Source organism: Brevibacterium jeotgali (assembly GCF_900169175.1).
GTDB lineage: Bacteria > Actinomycetota > Actinomycetes > Actinomycetales > Brevibacteriaceae > Brevibacterium > Brevibacterium jeotgali.
In genome coordinates, this window is record NZ_FXZM01000001.1 from 321,136 (window position 1) to 341,965 (window position 20,830).

At 69.1% G+C, this 20,830-nt stretch carries 20 protein-coding genes; 11 read left to right on the forward strand and 9 right to left on the reverse strand.

What is annotated here, in order from left to right:
* Positions 1–13 precede the first annotated feature (13 nt).
* Both BJEO58_RS01485 and BJEO58_RS01490 read left to right on the forward strand, forming a co-directional pair.
* A complete protein-coding gene (locus tag BJEO58_RS01485; protein ID WP_101587076.1) occupies positions 14–574 on the forward strand; it encodes a hypothetical protein in 561 nt (186 codons plus the stop codon).
* A gap of 34 nt (positions 575–608) precedes the next feature.
* Entirely contained in the window at positions 609–1,004 is a 396-nt protein-coding gene (locus BJEO58_RS01490) for a VanZ family protein (RefSeq protein WP_144573794.1), read from the forward strand.
* 2 nt (positions 1,005–1,006) lie between these two features.
* On the opposite strand, the gene BJEO58_RS01495 is transcribed toward BJEO58_RS01490, so the two are convergent.
* The 3 genes from BJEO58_RS01495 to BJEO58_RS01505 all read right to left on the reverse strand — a co-directional run bounded on the left by BJEO58_RS01495 (position 1,007) and on the right by BJEO58_RS01505 (position 5,517).
* Positions 1,007–2,113 (reverse strand): C45 family autoproteolytic acyltransferase/hydrolase, encoded by a 1,107-nt coding sequence (locus BJEO58_RS01495; protein WP_180951781.1) that lies wholly within the window; start codon positions 2,111–2,113, stop codon positions 1,007–1,009.
* A gap of 5 nt (positions 2,114–2,118) precedes the next feature.
* Positions 2,119–3,189: an MBL fold metallo-hydrolase gene (locus BJEO58_RS01500; protein ID WP_101587082.1), complete on the reverse strand. Its 1,071-nt coding sequence runs from the start codon at positions 3,187–3,189 to the stop codon at positions 2,119–2,121.
* A gap of 84 nt (positions 3,190–3,273) precedes the next feature.
* On the reverse strand, positions 3,274–5,517 hold the full coding sequence (locus tag BJEO58_RS01505) for a maltokinase N-terminal cap-like domain-containing protein (protein ID WP_101587084.1): 2,244 nt from the start codon (positions 5,515–5,517) through the stop codon (positions 3,274–3,276).
* A gap of 142 nt (positions 5,518–5,659) precedes the next feature.
* Between BJEO58_RS01505 and ilvA the strand changes: the two genes are divergently transcribed.
* The 3 genes from ilvA to BJEO58_RS01520 are packed head-to-tail and all read left to right on the forward strand — an operon-like array spanning position 5,660 to position 8,505.
* A complete protein-coding gene (gene ilvA / locus BJEO58_RS01510; protein ID WP_373270396.1) occupies positions 5,660–6,946 on the forward strand; it encodes a threonine ammonia-lyase IlvA in 1,287 nt (428 codons plus the stop codon).
* A 19-nt stretch (positions 6,947–6,965) separates the two neighbouring features.
* Positions 6,966–7,979 (forward strand): NAD(P)H-quinone oxidoreductase, encoded by a 1,014-nt coding sequence (locus BJEO58_RS01515; RefSeq protein ID WP_101587086.1) that lies wholly within the window; start codon positions 6,966–6,968, stop codon positions 7,977–7,979.
* Positions 7,980–7,989: 10 nt separating this feature from the next.
* Positions 7,990–8,505, forward strand: a complete 516-nt coding sequence (locus BJEO58_RS01520; protein ID WP_101587087.1) for a hypothetical protein — start codon at positions 7,990–7,992, stop codon at positions 8,503–8,505.
* Positions 8,506–8,549: 44 nt separating this feature from the next.
* On the opposite strand, the gene BJEO58_RS01525 is transcribed toward BJEO58_RS01520, so the two are convergent.
* Together BJEO58_RS01525 and serS are read right to left on the reverse strand one after the other, a co-directional pair.
* Positions 8,550–9,380, reverse strand: coding sequence for an HAD family hydrolase (locus tag BJEO58_RS01525; RefSeq protein WP_180951789.1), 831 nt, complete (start codon positions 9,378–9,380; stop codon positions 8,550–8,552).
* Positions 9,381–9,442: 62 nt separating this feature from the next.
* Positions 9,443–10,726: a serine--tRNA ligase gene (gene serS, locus BJEO58_RS01530; RefSeq protein ID WP_101587091.1), complete on the reverse strand. Its 1,284-nt coding sequence runs from the start codon at positions 10,724–10,726 to the stop codon at positions 9,443–9,445.
* A 124-nt stretch (positions 10,727–10,850) separates the two neighbouring features.
* Here serS and BJEO58_RS01535 point away from each other — a divergent pair, with 124 nt between their 5' ends.
* The 4 genes from BJEO58_RS01535 (at position 10,851) to BJEO58_RS01550 (ending at position 15,227) form a co-directional block, all read left to right on the forward strand.
* Positions 10,851–12,014 (forward strand): diacylglycerol/lipid kinase family protein, encoded by a 1,164-nt coding sequence (locus BJEO58_RS01535; RefSeq protein ID WP_101587092.1) that lies wholly within the window; start codon positions 10,851–10,853, stop codon positions 12,012–12,014.
* Between the two features lie 262 nt (positions 12,015–12,276).
* Positions 12,277–12,960 carry a hypothetical protein gene (locus BJEO58_RS01540; RefSeq protein WP_101587094.1) on the forward strand — a complete coding sequence of 228 codons (684 nt, stop codon included), beginning with the start codon at positions 12,277–12,279 and terminating at the stop codon, positions 12,958–12,960.
* Between the two features lie 230 nt (positions 12,961–13,190).
* Complete coding sequence (locus tag BJEO58_RS01545; RefSeq protein ID WP_101587096.1) at positions 13,191–14,267, forward strand: hypothetical protein; 1,077 nt, start codon at positions 13,191–13,193, stop codon at positions 14,265–14,267.
* Between the two features lie 195 nt (positions 14,268–14,462).
* Positions 14,463–15,227, forward strand: a complete 765-nt coding sequence (locus BJEO58_RS01550; RefSeq protein WP_101587098.1) for a maleylpyruvate isomerase N-terminal domain-containing protein — start codon at positions 14,463–14,465, stop codon at positions 15,225–15,227.
* 132 nt (positions 15,228–15,359) lie between these two features.
* Here the strand turns inward: BJEO58_RS01550 and BJEO58_RS01555 are convergent, their stop codons facing one another.
* The 4 genes from BJEO58_RS01555 to dnaK form a co-directional block, all read right to left on the reverse strand.
* The gene (locus BJEO58_RS01555; RefSeq protein ID WP_101587254.1) at positions 15,360–15,809 is read right to left on the reverse strand and encodes a heat shock protein transcriptional repressor HspR; all 450 of its coding nucleotides are present in this window, start codon (positions 15,807–15,809) and stop codon (positions 15,360–15,362) included.
* Positions 15,810–15,815: 6 nt separating this feature from the next.
* Positions 15,816–16,853, reverse strand: a complete 1,038-nt coding sequence (locus BJEO58_RS01560) for a DnaJ C-terminal domain-containing protein (RefSeq protein WP_101587099.1) — start codon at positions 16,851–16,853, stop codon at positions 15,816–15,818.
* Between the two features lie 125 nt (positions 16,854–16,978).
* Positions 16,979–17,737 carry a nucleotide exchange factor GrpE gene (locus BJEO58_RS01565; protein ID WP_101587101.1) on the reverse strand — a complete coding sequence of 253 codons (759 nt, stop codon included), beginning with the start codon at positions 17,735–17,737 and terminating at the stop codon, positions 16,979–16,981.
* The gene (gene dnaK / locus BJEO58_RS01570) at positions 17,734–19,596 is read right to left on the reverse strand and encodes a molecular chaperone DnaK (RefSeq protein ID WP_101587102.1); all 1,863 of its coding nucleotides are present in this window, start codon (positions 19,594–19,596) and stop codon (positions 17,734–17,736) included. The genes BJEO58_RS01565 and dnaK overlap by 4 nt, the downstream gene beginning before the upstream one ends.
* A 252-nt stretch (positions 19,597–19,848) precedes the next feature.
* Here dnaK and BJEO58_RS01575 point away from each other — a divergent pair, with 252 nt between their 5' ends.
* Both BJEO58_RS01575 and BJEO58_RS01580 read left to right on the forward strand, forming a co-directional pair.
* Positions 19,849–20,190, forward strand: coding sequence for a cupin domain-containing protein (locus BJEO58_RS01575; RefSeq protein WP_101587104.1), 342 nt, complete (start codon positions 19,849–19,851; stop codon positions 20,188–20,190).
* Between the two features lie 79 nt (positions 20,191–20,269).
* Positions 20,270–20,713 (forward strand): SgcJ/EcaC family oxidoreductase, encoded by a 444-nt coding sequence (locus BJEO58_RS01580; RefSeq protein WP_101587105.1) that lies wholly within the window; start codon positions 20,270–20,272, stop codon positions 20,711–20,713.
* Positions 20,714–20,830: the final 117 nt, after the last annotated feature.

Below are 20,830 nucleotides of genomic sequence, written 5' to 3' on the forward strand. Positions count from 1 at the left end.
CTAGTCTGTGGGGATGTCTTCCGCATCTGCCGACCAGACCGACGCCTTCACCGCGTTCCTCAGCTCGATGGACGACAGGCTGAACGCCTTCATCGCACACGGTCTCCCCGAGACCGTCGAAGTCGGCGACGAGGAGCGCACCTTCGTGAAGGACCTCTCCCCCGCATCACTGCCGTGGATCGAGGCCTACGCAGTGTCACGACTCCCCACGCCCGCGCTGGCGTCTGCCCCGGCGAACCAGCGTCTTGCCGAGGACCTCATGCGGTACGTGGGCGAGACGTTCCTCAGAACGCTCGGAGGGTCGTGGCAGCACGACCCGGACGGATCCGACCACGGGATGCCCTACGTCCAGGTGCCGGATCCGGGTGACGACGCAGCTCCCGCACACGCTGACCCCGAGGCACGTCCCGGCACCGAAGCCGAGCCCGAGGCCCGAGTCACCATCGACGTGTCCGTCCTGGGACTGCTCATGACGGCACTGCAGAACCGGACCGGTGACGTGTTCGTCTCCGCGCTCCTGGGCATCGCCGGAGTCGATGAGGATGCTGAGCCCGGCGGCCCGACGGATCCGTGAGCCGTGAGCTGTGAGCCGTGAGGACCTGTCGACCGTGAACCGTGAGCACGCGCCGCTCCGGCGCCTGTGGCTGGTCCTCGGCATCCTCGTGGTGCTGGTCCAGGCGGTGGGGTTCTACACACCCTCTTCGGGCGACGGGACTCTGCCCCTGCCCCCGCACGGGGACAAGGTGCTCCACGCCGGGTCATTCCTCCTCGCCACGGCCTTCGCACTGCTGGCGCGTCTGCCGTGGGTGCCCGTCATCGTGTTCATGCTGGGCCACGCGATCGTCAGCGAGCTGATCCAGGGGCTCTTCATGGAGTCCCGATCCGGCGAAGCGGCCGACGCGGTCGCCGACGTCCTCGGCATCGGGTTCGGAGCATTCGCGGCCCGATGGCTCGCGCGGAGCCCACCTGAGAGGCGGGAACCCGGCGTCACACCGTCAGAGTGACCTCACCTGCGCCACGCGGTCAGAGTGACCCAGTCGTCGGCACTGGCCTTCGCGGGGCTGCCCGCGGCGATCCCGATACTGCGGCTCGCGGCGTCCATGCGGACACTGACCAGTGTCGCCAGGCGCTCCCACCGCGGTTTCTGCAGGTCGGGAAGCAGACTGACGGGAGCTTCGGCGGGAGAGGTGCACAGCAGCGCCGCCAGCTCGTCAGCCGCACCTGCCGCTGACATCCCGTCGATGCGCTGCTGCAGCAGCGCGAGGCGCTCGTGCGAGCGCGTCTCCGACGACAGCTCCCGCGCGCCGGTCTGCAGCTCGTCCGCGACGAAGTGATTCGTATGGGCCGCGACGCCGCTGACCGGCAGCTCGACGGTGCCCTGCGGTCCGATCTCCACGATGCATACACCGTCGGGAGCCACGATCGTGATCGTCGAGGAGGCTGACGTCGACGCCGACCGGACGATGTCCCGCGCCTCGTCGAGGCTCGTCGCCCGGTTGAGGACCGCGGCGAGGACCGCGTGCACCGGCACACCGCCTGCACGGTCTCCGTCGTTCGCCAGGATGTTGAGCATGACGCCGACCCCGGACGCATTCATGCCGATCTTGCCCAGCATTCCGGCCTCGGCGAATCCGACGTGTCCCAGCGTGCCTTCGCCCGGATCCACCTCATGGATGTGCCAGAGGGGAGCGAGCTCGAGCTGCCAGTCCCAGGTCTGCGCGCCGACTCCGGACCCCGTCGGGGTGAGACCCGCGAGTGTCGAGCACTCGGGCTCTCCGACCCCCGCAGCGGCGAGGACCTCCGTGCGGGCGACCACGACCCCCAGCTCGTGCGGGCCGACCTGAGCCGCCTGCGCCACAGCGAGGACCTCCGCGTGCTGGAGCGGGTCCCAGCGATGGAGGGCCTCGAGGCTCTCGGCAGCCGCGGAGGCCTGGTCCTCCCGTGAGATGCCGCGCGCGTCGAAGAGAGCCGTGTAGCCATCCACGGCCGCACGGATGAGCGACGCGAGTTCCTCCCCGCGTCGGCGGCCCCGCTCCTCCACCGTTCCCGGCGGCAGGCGGAGCGACACGGGCCGGGCCAGCTCCGGCTGAGTGAGTGCAGACGTGTGTGCCATGGTCGTCACGCTCCCTGTCGTGTACCGTCCAGCGACGGGACGGGCATGTCCAGATAGTGCATGTGCGCGGCCGTCTCCATGAGGGCGGCGTAGAGCTGGAAGCCGGCGAGCCCCTCGAACCCGCGCGCCCATTCCATCCCGCGGCACATCGAGTAGACCGACTGGTCGTCCGTGGCCGCGGCCCGCGCCCGCAGCTCATCCAGGCGCTGATCGTGGTGCTGCATCAGCTGGTCGGCGCGGATGCGCAGACCATCGAAGCGGAATCCATGAGCAGGTGCCACCGCCACGTCTTCGGGAAGTTCGCGCATCCGCTCGAGCGATCCCAGGTAGTCGCCCAGGCTGTGTCCGATCGAGGTGACGTCGAGGCCGATGTTCGGCGAGATCCCCGGAAGCACATGGTCGCCCGAGAAGAAGGTCTGCGTCTCCTCGTCGTGGAGCGCGATGTGCCCGAATGTGTGACCCGGCGTCCACAGGACGCGGATCTGACGCCCGGCGATCGGCAGAAGCGCCTCGTCCTCGACCTTCAGCAGAGCATCGGGCCAGTCGAAGGCGAAGACCGTCCGGTCGGCGGAGCGCGCCCGCCCCCCGAACGACTTCGCCAGCTCCTCGAACCGCTGTTCGGGCAGTCCCAGGTCCGCACCGAGCGCCAGGAGCGAGGACGGAGTCGTGCGGGACGCTCGGACGCGGAACGCGTCGATCGATTCGACGTCATGGGAGTGCAGGGCGAGCCACGCTCCGGGCTGGAGGCTCAGCAGCGCCGGGACCAGCCCCAGGTGATCGCGGTGATAGTGGGTCACGACGATCCCGACGATGTCTGTCGGCGCGTATCCCGCACCTGACAGGCCCTCCAGGAGCGCCTGGAGCCGCGCGTCGCCGTCCCATCCGGGGTCCACGACCGCGACGCCGTCGTCGGCCTCGAGGAGGTAGCTGTAGGTATACCGGAGAGGGTTGTCCGGGATCGGGACGGGAACCGCCCACGTGCCGTCTGCGATCCGTTCGACGGCGGGCAGCACCCGGTCCTTCCACGCCTGTGCCTGAGCGGCGCTCAGCGGACGCAGGTCGGTCTGCGGTGTCATCCGAACCCCTTTCGTGCAGTGGTGTCTGTCACAGCACAGTATCGGATGACTGATCGCTCATTCAGGATCGTCTCACTCAGAGGATCAGTCTGTGACGCCCCGGCTGTCTCGCGCACTGCGCGGCGGCACGGCGGAATCGCGCTCATCCTCGCCGGCCCCGTCCTCATCCAGAGACTCGTCCGCGTCCGGATCCTCGTCCTCCACCAGGCCCGAATGCGCCATACCGGGCGGCAGCCGGTCCGGTTTCGGAGGCACTCCGAACGCGGCGGCCCCCGCATCCTCAATCGGGTGGGTGGCGCCTGGCGTCTCGGGAGCCTCGTCCGCAACGGGTTCGCTCCCCGCGGACTCGTCCGCTGTGAGGTCGTCCGCTGTGAGGTCGCCTGCTGCGGGCCGGTCCGCAGCCGGTTCCTCCGCAGCCGGTATCTCTGCTGCCGGTTCCTCTGCTGCCGGTTCCTCCGCAGCCGGTTCCTCTGCTGCCGCCGCCTCTGCTGCGGGCTCCGACTCTGCGGACTCAGGCTCAGCGGATTCCTCTGCGGGCGGCTCCGTGGAGCGACGCCCCCATCTCCCCACACCGTCGTCCTCGACAGCAGTCCGGCCGGGAAGGATGTCGGCACCCGCCGCGACCTCGATGACGGACCCGTCTTCTGCGGAACCGCCATCGCGTGTCCCGGCGCTGACCGCACGGGCGAACACGTCGTCCTCCTCGTCCGGACCCCCCGTCGAGGTCTCGGCCTCGGAATCGGTCTCTGCGTGCCCGGACTCGGATCCATGCTCGGAACTCGTCCGGCCCGCATCGTCCGAACCGTCACCCAGCGCTGCGGCGAGCGCGGCCAGCGGGACGATGAGCCAGGCGGGTCGGTCCCTCATCTCCGAGACGACCTCGACGAGCAGCCGGTCGATGAGCGCCGCGCGCAGCAGCGGGTCCGTGACGGACTTCGTCTCGCCGAGCGCGTGCGCATACCCGGACAGGAACGAATTCGCCGTCTGCCGGTACCAGAGATGCTCCGGTGCTGCGAGGTAGTCGTCGCGGAGCTCGGTGTCCTCCAGTCCCCGGGTCGCCAGAGCACGGATGCGCGGTTCGCCCTCGGCCAGAGACCCCGTCCGCTGCAGCCATGCATAGCCCGCGGCATAGTCCATGCTGCGGAGCATCGCGACGAGGTCGATCTCCACGGGCCGGGGCTCGTCGGGGGTCACCGCGAAGCTGATGACGCGGGGCCCTTCCGCTGTGCCGACCGATATGTGGTCGAGGGTCAGCTCGCCGTGGACCCGCTGGAGCGGACCGAGGCCGTGGATCCCGTCGAGGGAGTCGGCGTGCTCCCGCAGCTGCTGTTCGAGGGAGCCCAGCGCGCCGGGCGCGCGGCTGATCGCCCAGTCGATGCGCTCGCGCCACTTGCGGATGAGGCGACGGGTGGGTTCGCCTTCACTCCTCACGCGACCGAATTCGGAGCCGAGGTCGACGTGCAGTCCGCCCACCGCGGTTCCCAGTGCGGACGCCTGTCGATTGAAGGAGCCGACGGATCCGGAGTCCACGCGCAGCGCCGTCTCCACTGCAGCCCGCCAGGCGCGGCGGGATTCGGGCAGCGCGTGCGACAGAAGCGCGAACGGAGCCGCGATCGTCGTGAGATCCGTGTCGTCGAACCACCGGGTCTGCGACCATCCCACCGCGGGGTGCACGGAGGCGGACTCCACTGCGGTGAGAGCCAAGGGGTATCGCACGGCGGGAGGGTTCTCCGCACCGATCTCGCGCAGGATCGTGAGGGCGAAGACCCCGGCCGGTCCGTCGATCTCGACGCGTGATTCGCTGCCCAGACCGTCGGTCCGACGGAAGCGGTGAGCACTCGCCCTCGCCAGCAGGGACGCGCCCGGCTCCGGCCCCTGCCCGCGGACGGGCGCCGGATCGGCGTCCGGGAGTTCATCGCCCGCACGGAACGACTGGAGCTGCTCGTCGGGGGTCCCGTGCGCGTCGACGATGGCGTCGGCGAGCGCCAGCACGAAGACCGGGTCCGCTGCGCCGTCGTAGACGTAGCTCTTCCCCAGCAGCAGATCATCGACCACGCCCACCAGGTGCGAACGCAGGGCGTAGTCCTCGACCGTCCGCACGGACAGCGGGACGCACAGCCGGGTGTGTCTGCGCGGGCCGCGGACGGTGAGCACCACGAGCAGGCACTGCACCGTGCCCGCATCGTCGTCGGAGACCTCGGCGATCCTCGCGACGGACAGGGGCGTGATGTCGGGCTCCTCGCCCGCACGTCCGCCCAGTGCCGGCATCCATCGCTGGCGCGGCAGCCAGCGGGCGAGCAGACGCTCCAGATCGCTGCTGATGGCCATGCGTGGTCCCCTCCGCTACTCGACCGATTCTCTCCGTGCGACGGCGCACGCGTTCATAGACTCTAGCCAAGGACCGGACCACGGTGTGGGACGGACAGGCCACCTGCGCGCATGGATTTCTCCGATGACGCACAATTGAGGGGTGCTGATCCATGAGAACGCCCGCCGTGCCCTGCCCACCGCCGATGATGTCGAGGCGGCTTCCGCGCGCATCGCCGATGAGGTCATCACCACTCCCCTCTATGTCTCCGACCGCCTGTCCGCCGCGACGGGCGCAACGGTGCACCTCAAGCGGGAGGACCTCCAGGCGGTGCGGTCCTACAAGATCCGCGGGGCGTTCAACATGATCCTGCAGCTGACGGCGGCGGAGCGGAAGCGGGGCGTCGTCTGCGCTTCCGCGGGCAACCACGCTCAGGGCTTCGCACGGGCCTGCTCCGCGCTCGGAGTCCACGGGACGATCTTCGTGCCGAAGACGACCCCGCGGCAGAAGATCGAGCGCATCCGCCACTTCGGCGGTCGGCACGTGGACGTGATGATCGAGGGCTCGACCTACGACGACGCGTCGGATCTCGCGAAGCGCCACGCCCAGGTGACCGACGCACTCGTCGTCTCCGCGTTCGACGACCCCCTCACGATCGCCGGTCAGGGGACGATCGCGCAGGAGATCCACACGCAGCTGCCCCACGATCCGGACATCATCGTGGTGCCGGTGGGCGGCGGCGGCCTGCTGGCCGGGGTCGTCGCCTACGCATCGGTGCACATGCCGGACACGACGGTCGTCGGTGTCGAGCCGGAGGGCGCCGCGTCGATGATGGCCGCGATGGCGGCCGGTCGCCCCGTCACCCTGAGCAACATCGACTCGTTCGCGGACGGTGCGGCAGTGCGGAGGGCGGGCGACTTCACCTACGAGCTGCTCGCGCAGCACGACATCCCGCTGTTCACCGTGCCGGAGGGTCGTGCGGCGACGGAGATGCTGGACCTCTACCAGGTGGAGGGCATCATCGCCGAGCCCGCCGGGGCGCTGGCGTCCGCGGCCGTCGGCCCCACCGGCTCCGGATCGCCGGTCACCGTGGCTCCCGGCTCCACGGTCGTGTGCATCGTCAGCGGGGGCAACAACGACATCTCCCGCTATTCGGAGATCATCGAGCGCTCCCTCGTCCACGAAGGCATCAAGCACTACTTCATCGTCGACTTCCCTCAGGAGCCGGGCGCTCTGCGCCGCTTCCTCAACGAGGTCCTGGGACCGGATGACGACATCGCGATGTTCGAGTACATGAAGCGATCGGACCGGGAGACGGGACCCGCTTTCGTCGGGGTCACACTGGGACAGCCGTCCGACCTGGGCGGACTGCTGGAGCGGATGGACGAATCGCCGCTCCAGATCGAGCGCGTCAGCCAGGATTCGCCGCTCTTCCGCATGTTCGTCTGAGCCGCCGTAGAGTGGTGGCATGCGTGCTATCACCCTCACCGAACACGGCGGTCCCGACGTCCTCACGGTCTCGGAGATCCCCGCGCCCACCGCACGGCCCGGAAGCGTCGTCGTCGACGTCCACACGGCGGGCCTCAACCGTGCCGACCTCCTGCAGCGCCAGGGCCACTACAACCCGCCGCCCGGCGCGAACACAGAGCATGAGATCCCCGGCCTCGAGGTGTCAGGCACCATCTCCTCACTCGGTGACGGAGTGACCGACTGGGCAGTGGGCGACCGCGTCGCAGCACTGCTCTCCGAGGGCGGATACGCGGAGCAGGTCGAGGTTCCCGCGGGCCAGCTGCTGGCCGTCCCCGACGGGTTCTCACTCGCCGAGGCCGCGGCTCTGCCCGAGGTCCTGTGCACCGTCCACTCGAACGTCTTCACAGCCGCCTCGCTCGCGCCCGGCGAGTGGCTGCTGGTCCACGGCGGCGGATCCGGCATCGGCACGGCCGCCATCCAGATGGCGAAGTCCCACGGCGCGAAGGTCGCTGTGACGGTCGGCAGCGACCGCAAGGGCGACTTCTGCCGCGAACTGGGCGCGGACGCCGTCATCAACTACAAGGAAGAGGACTTCGTCGAGCGCCTCCGGGAGATCACCGGGGACGGCGACACCCCCGGCGACGGCGCGGACGTGATCCTCGACGTCGTGGGAGCGAAGTACCTCGACCGCAACCTCAAGGCGCTCGCAGTCGACGGACGCCTCACCATCATCGGGCTGCAGGGCGGCGTCAAGGCGGAGGCGAACCTCGGACGGATGCTGCCCCGCCGCCTCACGGTCATGGCGACGACGCTGCGCGCACGCCCCGAAGCGCAGAAGGCCCGTATCGTCGCAGACATCGCCCAGACGTTCTGGCGGGTGGCGATGGACGGCGGGATCAAGGCGATCGTCGACTCAGAGTTCCCGCTTGCGGACGCAGCGCAGGCCCACGCGCGCATGGAGGCGGGCGAGAACATCGGCAAGATCCTGCTGTCCGTCGCCGCCGACGGCTGAGCCTGCACCGGTGGGACTCCTGTCCGCGTTCCGGCGCGACCGGCGCAGCCCGCAGGAGAAGCGGTTCGGAACCGGGCTGTGGCGGCAGCACCGGGATCGCTTCTCCCGGGCTGTGGACAGGTTCTTCGAGACGGCGAGTGCGCTGCATGAGGAGCATGGTGAATCGGATGCCGCAGCCCAGATCGCTCAGCTCGCGCAGCTGACCCTGGTCCTCAACGGCCTGGATGATCGGGTGGCGGCGCTCGCCGAGGCCGCGCAGCGCGAGGTGCCGCTCGAGGGGCTCGTGTTCCCGGCCGCCGGACGCGCGCGGCTGGGCGACGTGCCGGAGCGACTGTCACGGGCCTCAGCCCTGGTCGCACAGGCGCTGCAGTCCGCGACCATGCTCCGCGCACGGCTCACGGTGGATCCGCACGGACCGTCGGCGAGGTCCGCTGAGTACGCTGACGCCGCCCGCACCTATGTGGACCGGGCGGCCGGGCTGATCTCGGAGGCCGAAGCGGGCCTCCCGCCGGACCTCACGCGGTAGAGCTCAGCAGGTGGTGCTCACGCCGTGGCGACGGCCCGTGGTGTTCAGGCCGTGGCGACGGCCCCCAGGCCGAGCCTCTCGATGAGTGCCGTTGCGAGGCCGTCCTCGCCGACCGGAGCGGTCACGACGCTGGCGAATGACTTGAGTTCGTCCCCCGCCTGGCCCATGACGATCCCGTAGTCGACCCATTCGATCATCTCGATGTCGTTGCTGCCGTCGCCCGCACCGATCGTGTCCTCGCGCGCGACGTCCAGCAGTTCGCTGACGATCTCCAGGCCGTGGGCCTTCGACACGCCGTCCGGGGCGATGTCCAACCAGTTGCTCCAGCCCACGGAGTAGGTGACGCCGTGCAGACCCACCCGCTCAACGGCCTGGCGGAAATCGTCGGACGTGCCGTTGGGATCGCGCATGACGATGCGGGTCGCGCGGCGCTCCTTGAGCTCGTCGAACGAGACGATCGTGAAGTCCTCCATGTCCGCGAGCTCACCCGAGGGGAATTCTGCGGAGGCGTAGCGGACGAGGCTCTCGTCCTCCACCATGTAGAGCGCTGTCGGCATGACCTCGACCATGCGCTCGAGCGCAGGTCCCGGATCGAACGTCTCCACGTGTTGGACGACCCAGCCCGTCTCGGACTCCGGAGCGAGCCGGACGACGACTGCACCGTTCGAGGCGACGACGTAGCCCTCTGTGAGGCCCAGACGGTTGGCTGTCTCCAGCGCGCCTCCGACGGACCGTCCGGTGGACACGACCACGTGGTGTCCGGCCTCGACGACCGCTTCCAGAGTGGTGCGCACCACCTCGGACATCCGGTTGTCGTAGTCGACGATCGTGCCGTCGACGTCGAGTGCCACGAGCTGCGGGCGGGTGACGGTCATGCTCACCGGTGATCTCTCCTGTCATCGGGGACGCGCAGCCACCGAGTCGTGGCGCGCGGGTGCTACGAGTGGATCGGCCCGTTCGGGCCGTAGGCGGTCATTCCGCCCATGTAGGGGCGCAGCGCCTCGGGGATCCGAACGGATCCGTCCGCCTGCTGGTGGTTCTCCAGCAGTGCGACGAGCCACCGCGTGTTGGCGACGGTGCCGTTGAGCGTGGCCACGGGGCGGGTCCCGGACTCCACGCGCTCACGGATCTTGAGGCGGCGGGCCTGGAAGGTGGTGCAGTTCGACGTCGACGTGAGCTCACGATACGTCCCCTGCGTGGGGATCCACGCCTCCGTGTCGAACTTCCGCGCGGCGGAGTCGCCCAGATCGCCGGCCGCGATGTCGACGATCCGATACGCGAGTTCGCACTTCGCGAGCATGTCCTCCTCCACAGCAAGCATGCGGGCGTGCTCGGCCTCGGCATCCTCGGTCCGGACGTAGGAGAACATCTCGACCTTCTGGAACTGATGGACACGGAGGATCCCGCGGGTGTCCTTGCCGTAGCTGCCCGCCTCCCGGCGGTAGCAGGGCGACCAGCCGGCGTACCGCTTGGGCCCGTCGGACAGATCGACGATCTCGTCCATGTGGAAGCCGGCCAGCGGCACCTCCGACGTGCCCACGAGGTAGAGGTCGTCCGCCTCCAGGCGGTAGATCTCGTCGGCGTGCTCCCCGAGGAATCCCGTTCCGGCCATGACTTCTGGCTTCACGAGTGTCGGGGTGATGGTCGGGATGAAGCCGTGGGCCTCGACCGTGTCGAGCGCCATGGTGAGCATCGCCAGTTCGAGGCGGGCACCGAAGCCGGTGAGGTAGTAGAAGCGCGCACCGGACACCTTCGCGCCGCGCTGCGTGTCGATCGCGCGCAGGCTCTCGCCCAGCTCCACGTGATCCTTGGGCTCGAAGCCGTCCGCGGTGAAATCGCGCGGAGTGCCCTCGCTGCGGATCTCGACCGAATCGTCTTCGCCGCCGGACGGGACGCCCTCGATGATGAGGTTGGGCAGGCGGCGCAGCAGGGTGTCGAAGGCGAACTCCGCGTCGTCCGCGTCCGCCTGCAGCGCTTTGACCCTGGCGGACAGCTCCTGGGCCTCCGCCACGAGAGCGGCCTTCTCCTCGCCCGCGGCCTGTGCGACCTGCTTGCCGAAGCTCTTCTGCTGCGCGCGGGCCGCCTCGAAGGCCGTGAGCGCGGAGCGTCGCGCGGCATCCGCGGACAGCACGTCGTCGACCAGGGATTCGTCCGCGCCACGGGCTCTCTGTGAGGCCTTGAAGACGTCCGGTTCGTCGCGCAGTCGCTGAAGGTCGATCATGCCCCCAGCCTAGCCGACGAGCCTTTCCCGGCGAGCGTCCAGGGATCCGCCCACCAGCTGAGGAGTCGCCGCGAACCGCGCGGCCGACACCGCCGCGCCTGCAGGGTCGCTGTACCGTGCTTGCATGACGCTCGAGATCCATGTGGTGCTGCTGATCGCGCTCGCCGCGGTCCTCCTGGTCGCCGGCCTCCTCATCGGCCGCGCACTCGTCCTCCGCAACCAGCGGGCCACCGCCGCGAACGCGCCCGAGGCGACCGGCACCTCGGGCACGGGGGCACCCGCCACACCCGAGAACGGGGCCGGTCACGAACCGGAGCCCGTCCGCAGGGAGCGCGCGGCACTGGTCATCAACCCCACGAAGGCGGGTGCCGACGAGGTGCGCCGACTGCTGCTGCGGATCAGCCGCGAAGAGCAGTGGGACGACCCGCTCGTCCTGGAGACGACGGAGGACGACCCCGGCAGGGGCCCCGCACGGGAAGCGGTCGAGGAGGGCGTCACCGTCGTGATCGCCGCGGGCGGTGACGGGACGGTCCGCGCGGTCGCCGGAGCGCTCGTGGGCACCGATGTCGCACTGGGGATCGTCCCACTGGGAACGGGGAATCTCCTGGCCCGGAACCTCGACATCGTCCTCGAGAGGCACGAGTGGGCGCTGCGAACGGCTCTGACCGGCCGGTCCGCCCTCATCGACACCGGGAAGATCCGCATCGATCCGGACGGGGAGGCGCACACGTTCCTGGTCATGGCGGGCATCGGGTTCGACGCCGAGGTCATGGACAACGTGGATGAGGACCTCAAGGACAAGATGGGCTGGTTCGCCTATGTGGAGTCCGGGTCCCGGCGCCTGCTGGGCCACCGGATCTCCGTGACGATCGCGTCCGACGGGGGCGAGGAGAGGGAGGCGAAGATCCGGTCGGTCGTCGCCGGCAACTGCGGCCGGCTGCAGGGCGGCCTGTGGCTCTTCCCCGATGCCGTGATCGATGACGGACTCATCGACCTCCTCATCGTCTCCCCGCGCAATCTCGCGGAATGGGTGGGCGTCATGGCCTCCATCATGGGCAAGCGGGTGCGCCGGGGGCTCCACACGGCGACGCTGCAGGCGGAGTCCTTCACGATCCGCGCGCAGGAACAGGTCGACGTGCAGGTGGACGGAGACGCCTACGGGAAGACCGACTTCTTCGAGCTCGCCGTGGAACCCGCGTCACTGTACGTGAAGCGCCCGACCCCGGAGATCAAGAGGAGCATCCGCCGCGAGGCGTTCGGCCTGGGGACAACGACGGCCCGTACCTGACGATCTGAGGGTCGGTGAGGAGCGGCGCTGAGCCACTGAGCCGTCGCACCGGCGCATCCTCGCGGCAGGATCGACGGGTGCCCGGCATCACAGTCGGGTCATGCACACGCCACTCGCGCACACTGTTCAGGGTTCGCCCATAGTTCACACAGACGATGATCTCCTGTCGCTCTGATCGCGCAGACTCGGACTGCACATCGTTCACGTCCGCGTCCGGTCGACCTGTTCGCGGACGCCACCCCTGCACCTGGAGGGCTGCTCCATGACGAAGTCAACGATCCGCACACGCACACTCGCCCCGGCCGTGATCCTGGCGGCGGGCGCCCTGTTCGCCGCCCCCGCCATCGCCACGAGCGCGCACGCCGCAGACGCGTCGCCCACCGCCACCGCGGGATCGACCTCCCTACCGGCCGATGCCGCGGCGGCGCCGGCCGTCACCTTCCCCGACCACCCGGACAACACAGCAGAACGCACCATCGGCGAGGACTTCACCACCACCGTCGCCCACACAGGCGCCACCGACGGCGACGAGATCCGCGTCATCGTCAACGGATACACCCAGACACACGGCGAAGGCACCTACGAAGCACCCGCCACAGTCACCGAAGCAGACGGCGAATTCCAGGTCACCCTGCCTGCAGAGTTCCTCGACGACGTCCGCTCCGGCACCGCAGCCGACCAGGACGTCCTCCAGGTCCGCGTCGGCACCACCCGCAACCACATCCGGATCACCGAGGTCGAGCCCGACGGCGGACCTCAGGGACCGCCCGACCACGCGCAGGACAAGGGACCCGACCGCGGTCCTGACGGACGCCCTGAGCACGCACAGGATCGCGGGCCGGATCGCGGTCCCGACGGACGTCCGGAGCACGTGCAGGACAAGGGCCCCGCACGCGGAGACGATGGTCGCCCCACGCACGCGCAGAGCACGGGCAACGGTCGCTGAGAGTCTCATACGGCCACTGCAGTCTCAGCTGACGAGTCCGTGAGGGCACGTCGCTGGGACCTGTTCGAGGGGGCGGCGCCACCAGTCGGTGGCGCCGCCCCCTCCGTTCGCCTCGCACTGAGAATCGACCGTGACCATAAATGATCACAAGTTCCACTCACCTGAGCATTCGCATAACGTCGTCGCCATACGAGTCACCACCGCGCTGATTCTCTCTGAAAGGCCACTTCGTGAAGAAGCTCCTCCTCGCCCCAGCCGTCGCCGTCGCGATCACCGGATTCGGTGTCGCCCCGGCGTTCTCGGCACCCGCTGGCACCTTCGCCGCGACGGCCACCGCTGAGGCACCCGCTCCGCAGCCCGACCCGGCACCGACATCGGACTCCAACGTCCTTGTGCAGCCCGAGGTCACCTCGGCCGATCTGCAGTCCACCGGCGTCGCCGTCATCGTTCAGAATGCACAGCCCGGTTCGTTCGCCATGGATAGCCTCACGGAGGATAGCCCCGAGCTCGGCGAGGTGGGCGAGAACGGCATCGCGTCCTGGGTCATCGTCTCCAACAGTGCACCCGAGCTGGGACCGGTCGACTTCACCGTCACCTACACGAACGCCGACGGCGAAGAGACGACCGTCTCCACATCCTTCGAGGTCGTCGAGTCCTACTCCGGCGAGACCGAGGAGCCCACGGAGGAGCCGCCCGAGACGGCCGAGCCCACCGAGGATCCGACGGACGAGGCCACAGAGACGGCCGAGCCGACCCCCACGGACCAGCCCACGGAGACCGCGGAGCCCACCGCCACTCCGACCGACGACGAGGACGACGCGGACGTGGAGTACGCGCTCCACGTCGATCCGCAGGAGATCAGCCCGGCCGACTTCGTCGACCAGGACAAGGGCGTCACGCTCACCGCCCAGGGCCTCGAAGCCGGCGAAGAGGCGGAGTTCTCCGTGGCAGCCGCGGGCAGCAACGTCGAATCCCTCACCGAAGTCGTCACTGCGGACGAGGACGGCGTCGCCCAGTGGAACGTCTACGGACTCGACGCCTCCAACCCCAGCGCATACCTGGGCGACTACGACGTCACCGCGACGAACGAGTCGGATGAGACGGTCTCCGGCTCCTTCACCGTCACCGACGCAGCCGGTGACGACAGCGAGGCCGGCGAAGACGACTCGGACAGCAGCGAAGACGAGGGCGGCTCGAACCTCCCCCGCACCGGTATGGAGCTCGGCGGACTGGCCGCCGGCGCAGCGCTCCTGACGATCGGCGGAGCGACCGTGCTGCTCAGCCGTCGCCGCGCAGCGACGGCCTGATTCGCCCCAGCGCACCTGCCGACCCGCTCGGCACCCGAGGCCCCTGCACCACCGTGCAGGGGCCTCGGGCCATTCCCCGTCGTGCACCGTATGTGGTCTGACATCTGCCATCCGGCGGCCGCGCTGCACGCGAGTGGCGAGTTCTTCCGGCGGAGTCCTCGCGCGCGCCGCGCCTTCGTTGCATAGGGTGGTGCCATGACCTTCGACGCGGACACGCTCACCACGGAACTCGACCTTCGCACGCTGGGCGAGCGGTTCTACCTCAAGACACTGGACCAGATCTCGCCCAAGGGCATGGTCGAACCGTCCCTGCTGCCCAACTGGACCCGCACCCACGTCGCGATGCACGTCGTCCACAACGCCGAGGGGTTCATGCGCCTCCTCGAGTGGGCGCGCACCGGCGTGAAGACCCCCATGTACCCGTCGCGGGAAGAACGGGACCGGGAGATCGAGGAATCGGTCGCACACACCGGTGGGGAGGACGCCATCGCGATCGCGCACGAGGTCGTCGATGAACTGGACGAGGCCATCGCCGCGATGAGTGAAGAGGATTGGAAGGCCCACATCGTCTCCGGCCGGGGCGACGACATCATCGCCGCGGAGATCCCCTGGCTGCGGACCCGTGAGGTCTTCGTCCACGCGCTGGACCTGGGCATCGGTGCGACCTCACTCGACTTCCCTGCGTCGATCGTCGATAGACTGTACGAGGACATCGCGCCGATCTGGGAGAAGAAGGGTGTGAGTGCGCACTACCGGCTGGAGCTCTCCGACCGGGACGAGGAGCGCATCATCCGCGCAGGCGACAGCACCGGTGAACCGATCATCGTCGCAGGCGAGTCCGCCGAAGTCCTGTCCTACCTCATGGGCCGCGGCTGGCCGCGCTCCACTGCCGACGACCGCCGCAAGGGTGTGCGCGGCGGGACCGCGAAAGACCTCCCGGCACCGCCGACCTGGCTCTGACTGACTGGCTCTGAGATGCACTCCGGCCGGTGAGCGGCCGACCTGACCTGCTTCCGGGCCTACCAGCCGCCGGTCCGGGCAGGCTGAGCACGGCCGACCCACCCTGCCCGGACCGGCCGCAGCTCCCAGCAGCTAGGCGCGGGCCGCCCCGCGACCATGCGGTCGGTACACGACCAGCGCGGAGCCCGGAGTGCGGCGGCGCGGACGCTCGCCGCGGAGGATCGAGAAGACGTCCCCGCCGCTTCCTGCGGCGAACACGCGTGACGAGGGCTCCTGCTCCGCCTCCAACCGCGTGACCTGCCCTTCCAGATCACGTGCCCGGGCGCGCACCCGTCTCAGATCGTCCTGCAGGTCGAGGATCTTGCGGATGCCGGCGAGGTTGATCCCGTCGTCCTGGCTCAGCTGCTGGATGAGCTGCAGCCGGGCGATGTCCTCAGCCGAATACCGCCGGCCTCGCCCCACTGTGCGCTCAGGGGTGACGAGCCCCAAGCGGTCGTACTGCCGCAGGGTCTGCGGGTGCATGCCCGCGAGCTCCGCGGCGACGGAGATCACGTAGACGGCTGCAGTGGCGGGAATGCGCATCATGCATCACGCCTTCCGAGCCCTGTCGTCCAGGCCCTCACGCGGGTCGATGCCGGCGGTGGCCTCGCGGTAGGCGGCGACCGCCTCCTGCGCCTCCTGGGGCAGATCCTTCGGCACCGCGATCTCCACGGTGACGAGCAGATCACCCGTAGCCTTCTTCGCCGCCACACCCTTGCCCCGCACCCGCAGCACGCGACCGGACGGGGTGCCCGCCGGGATCTTCACGCGCACCGGCTGACCGTCGAGCGTCGGCACGGAGACCTCTGCCCCCAAGGCGGCCTCGGCGAAGCTCACGGGGAGCTCCAGCCGCAGATTGTCGCCGTCGCGGGTGAAGAGGGGGTGCGGCTTCACGTTCACGGTGAGGATCAGGTCGCCGGGCTCGCCGCCGTTCGGGCTGGACTTGCCCTTGCCCTTCAACCTCACCTTCTGCCCGTCCTTCACCCCCACGGGCGTGCGGACGGTCAGCGGTACGCCGCCGGGCAGCGTGAGCTTGACCGATGCGCCGCTGACGGCTTCGGTGAAGGACAGATTCGTGGACGCCGTGTAGTCGCCGCCCTTCGTGGGGCCGGTGGAGAATCCTCCGCCGTAGGGCGATCCGCCGTACGGGGATCCGCCTCCGCCGAAGCCTCCTCCGAACCCACCCAGCAGGTCCGACAGGTCGGGCGGGACATCACCGCCCGTGCGGTAGCGTGCGCCGCCGGCCGGCCCGCCACCGGTGTTGAAGAGACCGGAGAAGACGTCTTCGAAGCCGCCTCCGCCACCGCCGGATCCTCCGGAACCTGCACTGAACCGCGCACCGCGGCCCATCTGCCGGACCTGGTCGTACTGCTCTCGCGTGTCCGGGTCTGCCAGCACCTGCTGCGCCTGACCGACCTCCTTGAACTTCTCCTCGGCCTTCGCGTCACCGGGGTTCTGATCCGGGTGGTACTTCCGCGCGAGCTTCCGATACGCCTTCTTGATCTCAGCGTCCGTGGCGTCCGCGGAGACGCCGAGGGTCTTGTAGAAGTCCTTCTCGAACCAGTCGTTCTGAGGTCCTGTATTCACCTGGCACCTCCTTTCGTCTGCTGGGCGGCCACCGCACCCGTCCCCACGACTGCGGGGACGGGACGGTCACCGTCCGGATGAAGCGCCCGGACCGGCTGGAGGGCCGGTCCGGGCGATGGACCGAATCAGTCGGCCGGCTGCTGGACGCCCACGCGGGCCGCACGGATGACGCGGTCCCCGTAGCGGTATCCCGGCTGCATGACCATGAAGATGGTCGGGCCGTCGACCTCGTCGCTCGGCTGCTGCATGAGCGCTTCGTGGAATGCGGGGTCGAACCCCTCCCCCACGTCGCCGTACTGGACGACTCCGGCCTTCGCGAGCGAGGCGAAGAGCTTCGTCACGTGGGCCTCGAAGGGTCCCGTGACGTCGCCGTTCTCCTCCGCCAGCCGCGCTTCGTCGAGCACGGGGATGAGTGCTTCGGCGAGCGCCACGACGCCGCTCTCCTTAGCCCTCTCCTGCTCCCGCGTCGCCCGCATCCGGTACGCCGCGTACTCCGCGTTGATGCGCTGCAGATCCGCGAGTCGCTCTGCGGCGAGCTGCGCATCCGCAGACAGAGGCTCCTCCAGGGAAGCCCCGTCGATCGAGGAGGCGTCGTCGGGGATCTCGATCCCCAGGTCCGCTGCGTCGGCACCTGCGGCCTGCGCCGGATCGTCCGCCGGGAGGTCCGCCGCAGGAGCATCCCCGTCCGGGGCATCCGCGGCCGGGACCGGTTCCCCGGCCTGCTCACCTGTGCCGGCCGGGGCCTCGGCGTCGGTCGCATCCGTCTCAGGAGCCTGCTGGGCCTCTGGCCTCAGCTCGCCCGTCTCAGGATCGACGCGTCGCTTGTCGGTGAACGAGAAGCCCGGCTCGGTGTGCCCGTCCTGAGGACCCTCGTCAGCGGTCACTTCTTCTCCTCGTCCTTGTCCTCGTCCACGACCTCTGCATCGATGACCTCGTCCTCAGCGGCGTCCGCAGCCTCTTCGGCGCCCTCGGCACCGTCTGCGGCCTCGTCGGCCTGCTGGGAGTAGATCGCTTCGCCGATCTTCTGCTGGTTCTCGACCAGGCGGTCGTAGGCGGACTTCACTGCGTCCTCGTCCTCGCCCTTCAGGGCTTCCTTCAGCGCTTCGACGTCGGAGTTGATCTCCGTCTTCACGTCCTCCGGCAGCTTGTCCTCGTTCTCCGAGACGAGCTTCTCCGTCTGGTACGCGAGCGTCTCCGCGTTGTTGCGGGTGTCCTGCTCCTCGCGGCGCTTCTTGTCCTCCTCCGCGTGCTCTTCAGCCTCGCGGACCATGCGCTCGATGTCGTCCTTCTCCATTGCGGAGCCGCCCGTGATGGTCATGGACTGGGCCTTGCCCGTGCCCTTGTCCGTCGCGGACACGTGCACGATGCCGTTCGCATCGATGTCGAAGGAGACCTCGACCTGCGGGACGCCGCGCGGCGCCGGCGCGATGCCGGTGAGCTCGAACGTGCCCAGCGCCTTGTTGTCGCGCGTGAACTCGCGCTCACCCTGGAAGACCTGGATGGACACCGACGGCTGGTTGTCCTCCGCCGTCGTGAAGGTCTCGCTGCGCTTCGTCGGGATCGGGGTGTTGCGCTCGATCAGCTTCGTCATGACGCCGCCCTTGGTCTCGAGGCCCAGCGACAGCGGGGTCACATCGATGAGGAGGACGTCCTTGCGCTCACCCTTCAGCACGCCCGCCTGCACAGCCGCGCCGACCGCCACGACCTCGTCCGGGTTCACGCCCTTGTTCGGCTCACGGCTCGCGAGCTTCTCGACGGCCTCGCTGACGGCCGGCATGCGGGTGGAACCACCGACGAGCACGACATGGTCGATCTCTGACACGGTGACGCCCGCATCCTTGATGACCTGCTCGAACGGCTTCTTGGTGCGGTCGAGGAGGTCAGAGGTGAGGTCCTCGAACTTCGCCCGCGTGAGCCCCTCGTCCAGGTGGATCGGACCGTCCTGGCTCATCGACAGGTACTGCAGCGAGATGTTCGTGCTGGAGGCCGAGGACAGCTCCTTCTTCGCCTGCTCTGCAGCCTCCTTGAGGCGCTGGAGTGCCGTCGTGTCGTTGGAGAGGTCGACGCCGTCCTTGTCCTTGACCGTCTTGATGAGGTGGTCGACGATGCGCTGGTCCCAGTCGTCGCCGCCCAGCTTGTTGTCGCCGGAGGTCGCGCGCACCTGGATCGTGGAGAACTCGTCCTCGTCCTTGCCGACCTCCAGGAGGGACACGTCGAACGTGCCGCCGCCCAGGTCGAAGACGAGGATCAGCTCATCTTCCTTGCCGCGCTCCAGACCGTAGGCCAGTGCCGCAGCGGTGGGCTCGTTGATGATGCGCAGGACGTTGAGGCCCGCGATCTCACCGGCGTCCTTCGTCGCCTGGCGCTCCGCGTCGCCGTAGTAGGCGGGGACGGTGATGACGGCGTCGGTGACGTCCTCGTTGAGGTAGTCCTCCGCGTCGTGCTTGAGCTTCTGGAGGATGCGCGCGGAGACCTCCGGCGCCGTCAGCGTCTTGCCGCCCAGCTCCGTGGTCCAGTCCGAGCCCATGTAGCGCTTGACCGACGCGACGGTGTTCTTCACATTCGTGACGGCCTGGCGCTTCGCGATATCGCCGATCAGCGAGTCGCCGTTCTTGTTGACTGCGACGACCGACGGGGTGGTGCGTGCGCCCTCTGCGTTCGCGATGACCTTGGGCTCGCCGCCTTCGAGGACCGCGACGACCGAGTTCGTGGTTCCGAGGTCGATACCGACTGCTCGTGCCATGTTTTCACTCTCCTTGCTGATGGAAGACTCTTTGAGCCGGGTCGGCTCAGGTTCTGTCGTAAGTCTTGCGAGTGGTCCGGGTCGATGTCAAGCCGCACCTCACCAAACCTGCGCGTACTCGACTCAACCCTTATGGGTGGGGTGTTATTCCTCGGAGCTCGAGGATCTTCCGAGCTGTCCCGCTGACCCGTAGGCTGGCCCGAGGGCTCGTCACTGCGGACAGCCCGTACATCCGAGTTCGTGAGGACAGACATGCCCGATCTGAACGCATTGGCCACAACCCACCTGGCGACGGCACGAGTCGATGAGAGAGGGCGCAGCGCTGAACTGGTCGTCCACGACGGAGAGCTGCGCCAGACGGTGATCGCGCTCGCCCGGGACACACGACTGCCCGAGCACAACTCTCCCCCCGCGGCAAGCATCCAGGTGCTCGCCGGTCGCATCCGAGTCGAGCTGGACACGCACGTCCAGGGCGAGCTCGGCGCTGGGGAGCTGTGGACGCTCACGCACGAACGCCATTCCGTCCTGGCGCTCGAAGACAGCGCGTTCCTGCTGACGACCGTCACGAGCGTCGGTCGGGAATCCTCCTCGTGACCCCGCGCTCCGGTCCCCACAGCGTCCTGCTTCGCGCCGACGCGGACGGCGTGGAGGAAGAGCAGTGATGAGGTGCGACATGGATACGACCGACGGAGTCCGCGAGCTGTACCTCCGGCTGCTGAGAGCGTGGAACGACAGGGACGCGCAGGCGATGGGCGACTGCTTCGCCACGGACGGCGCCATGATCGGCTTCGACGGCAGCATCGTCGACGGTCGCACGCGCGTCATCGAACACCTTGCGCCGATCTTCGCCGACCACCCGACCGCCTCGTACGTCACGATCGTCCGGTCCGTCCGCTCTGTCGGCGACACCGCCATCCTGCTCGCCGATGCTGGGATGCGTCGGCCGGGTGCAGACGCGATCATTCCTGAGGCGAACGCCCGTCAGACCATCGTCGCCACCCGCAGCGGGGATGCGTGGAGCATCGACCTCTTCCAGAACACGCCGGCCGCGCTCCATGGCGACGAGGACGGACGCACCGCACTGACAGCGGAGCTGGCTGTCGCACACGCGCCGTGATGACCCCGCAGTGATGCGCCCCGCCGCACGGCGACGGCGCGCCCTCGCGAACGCAGAGTGCGACTGACGCCAGCCGGTCGCGTCGCCCCCGGCCGAGTCCGCGTCAGCCGCGGGCTC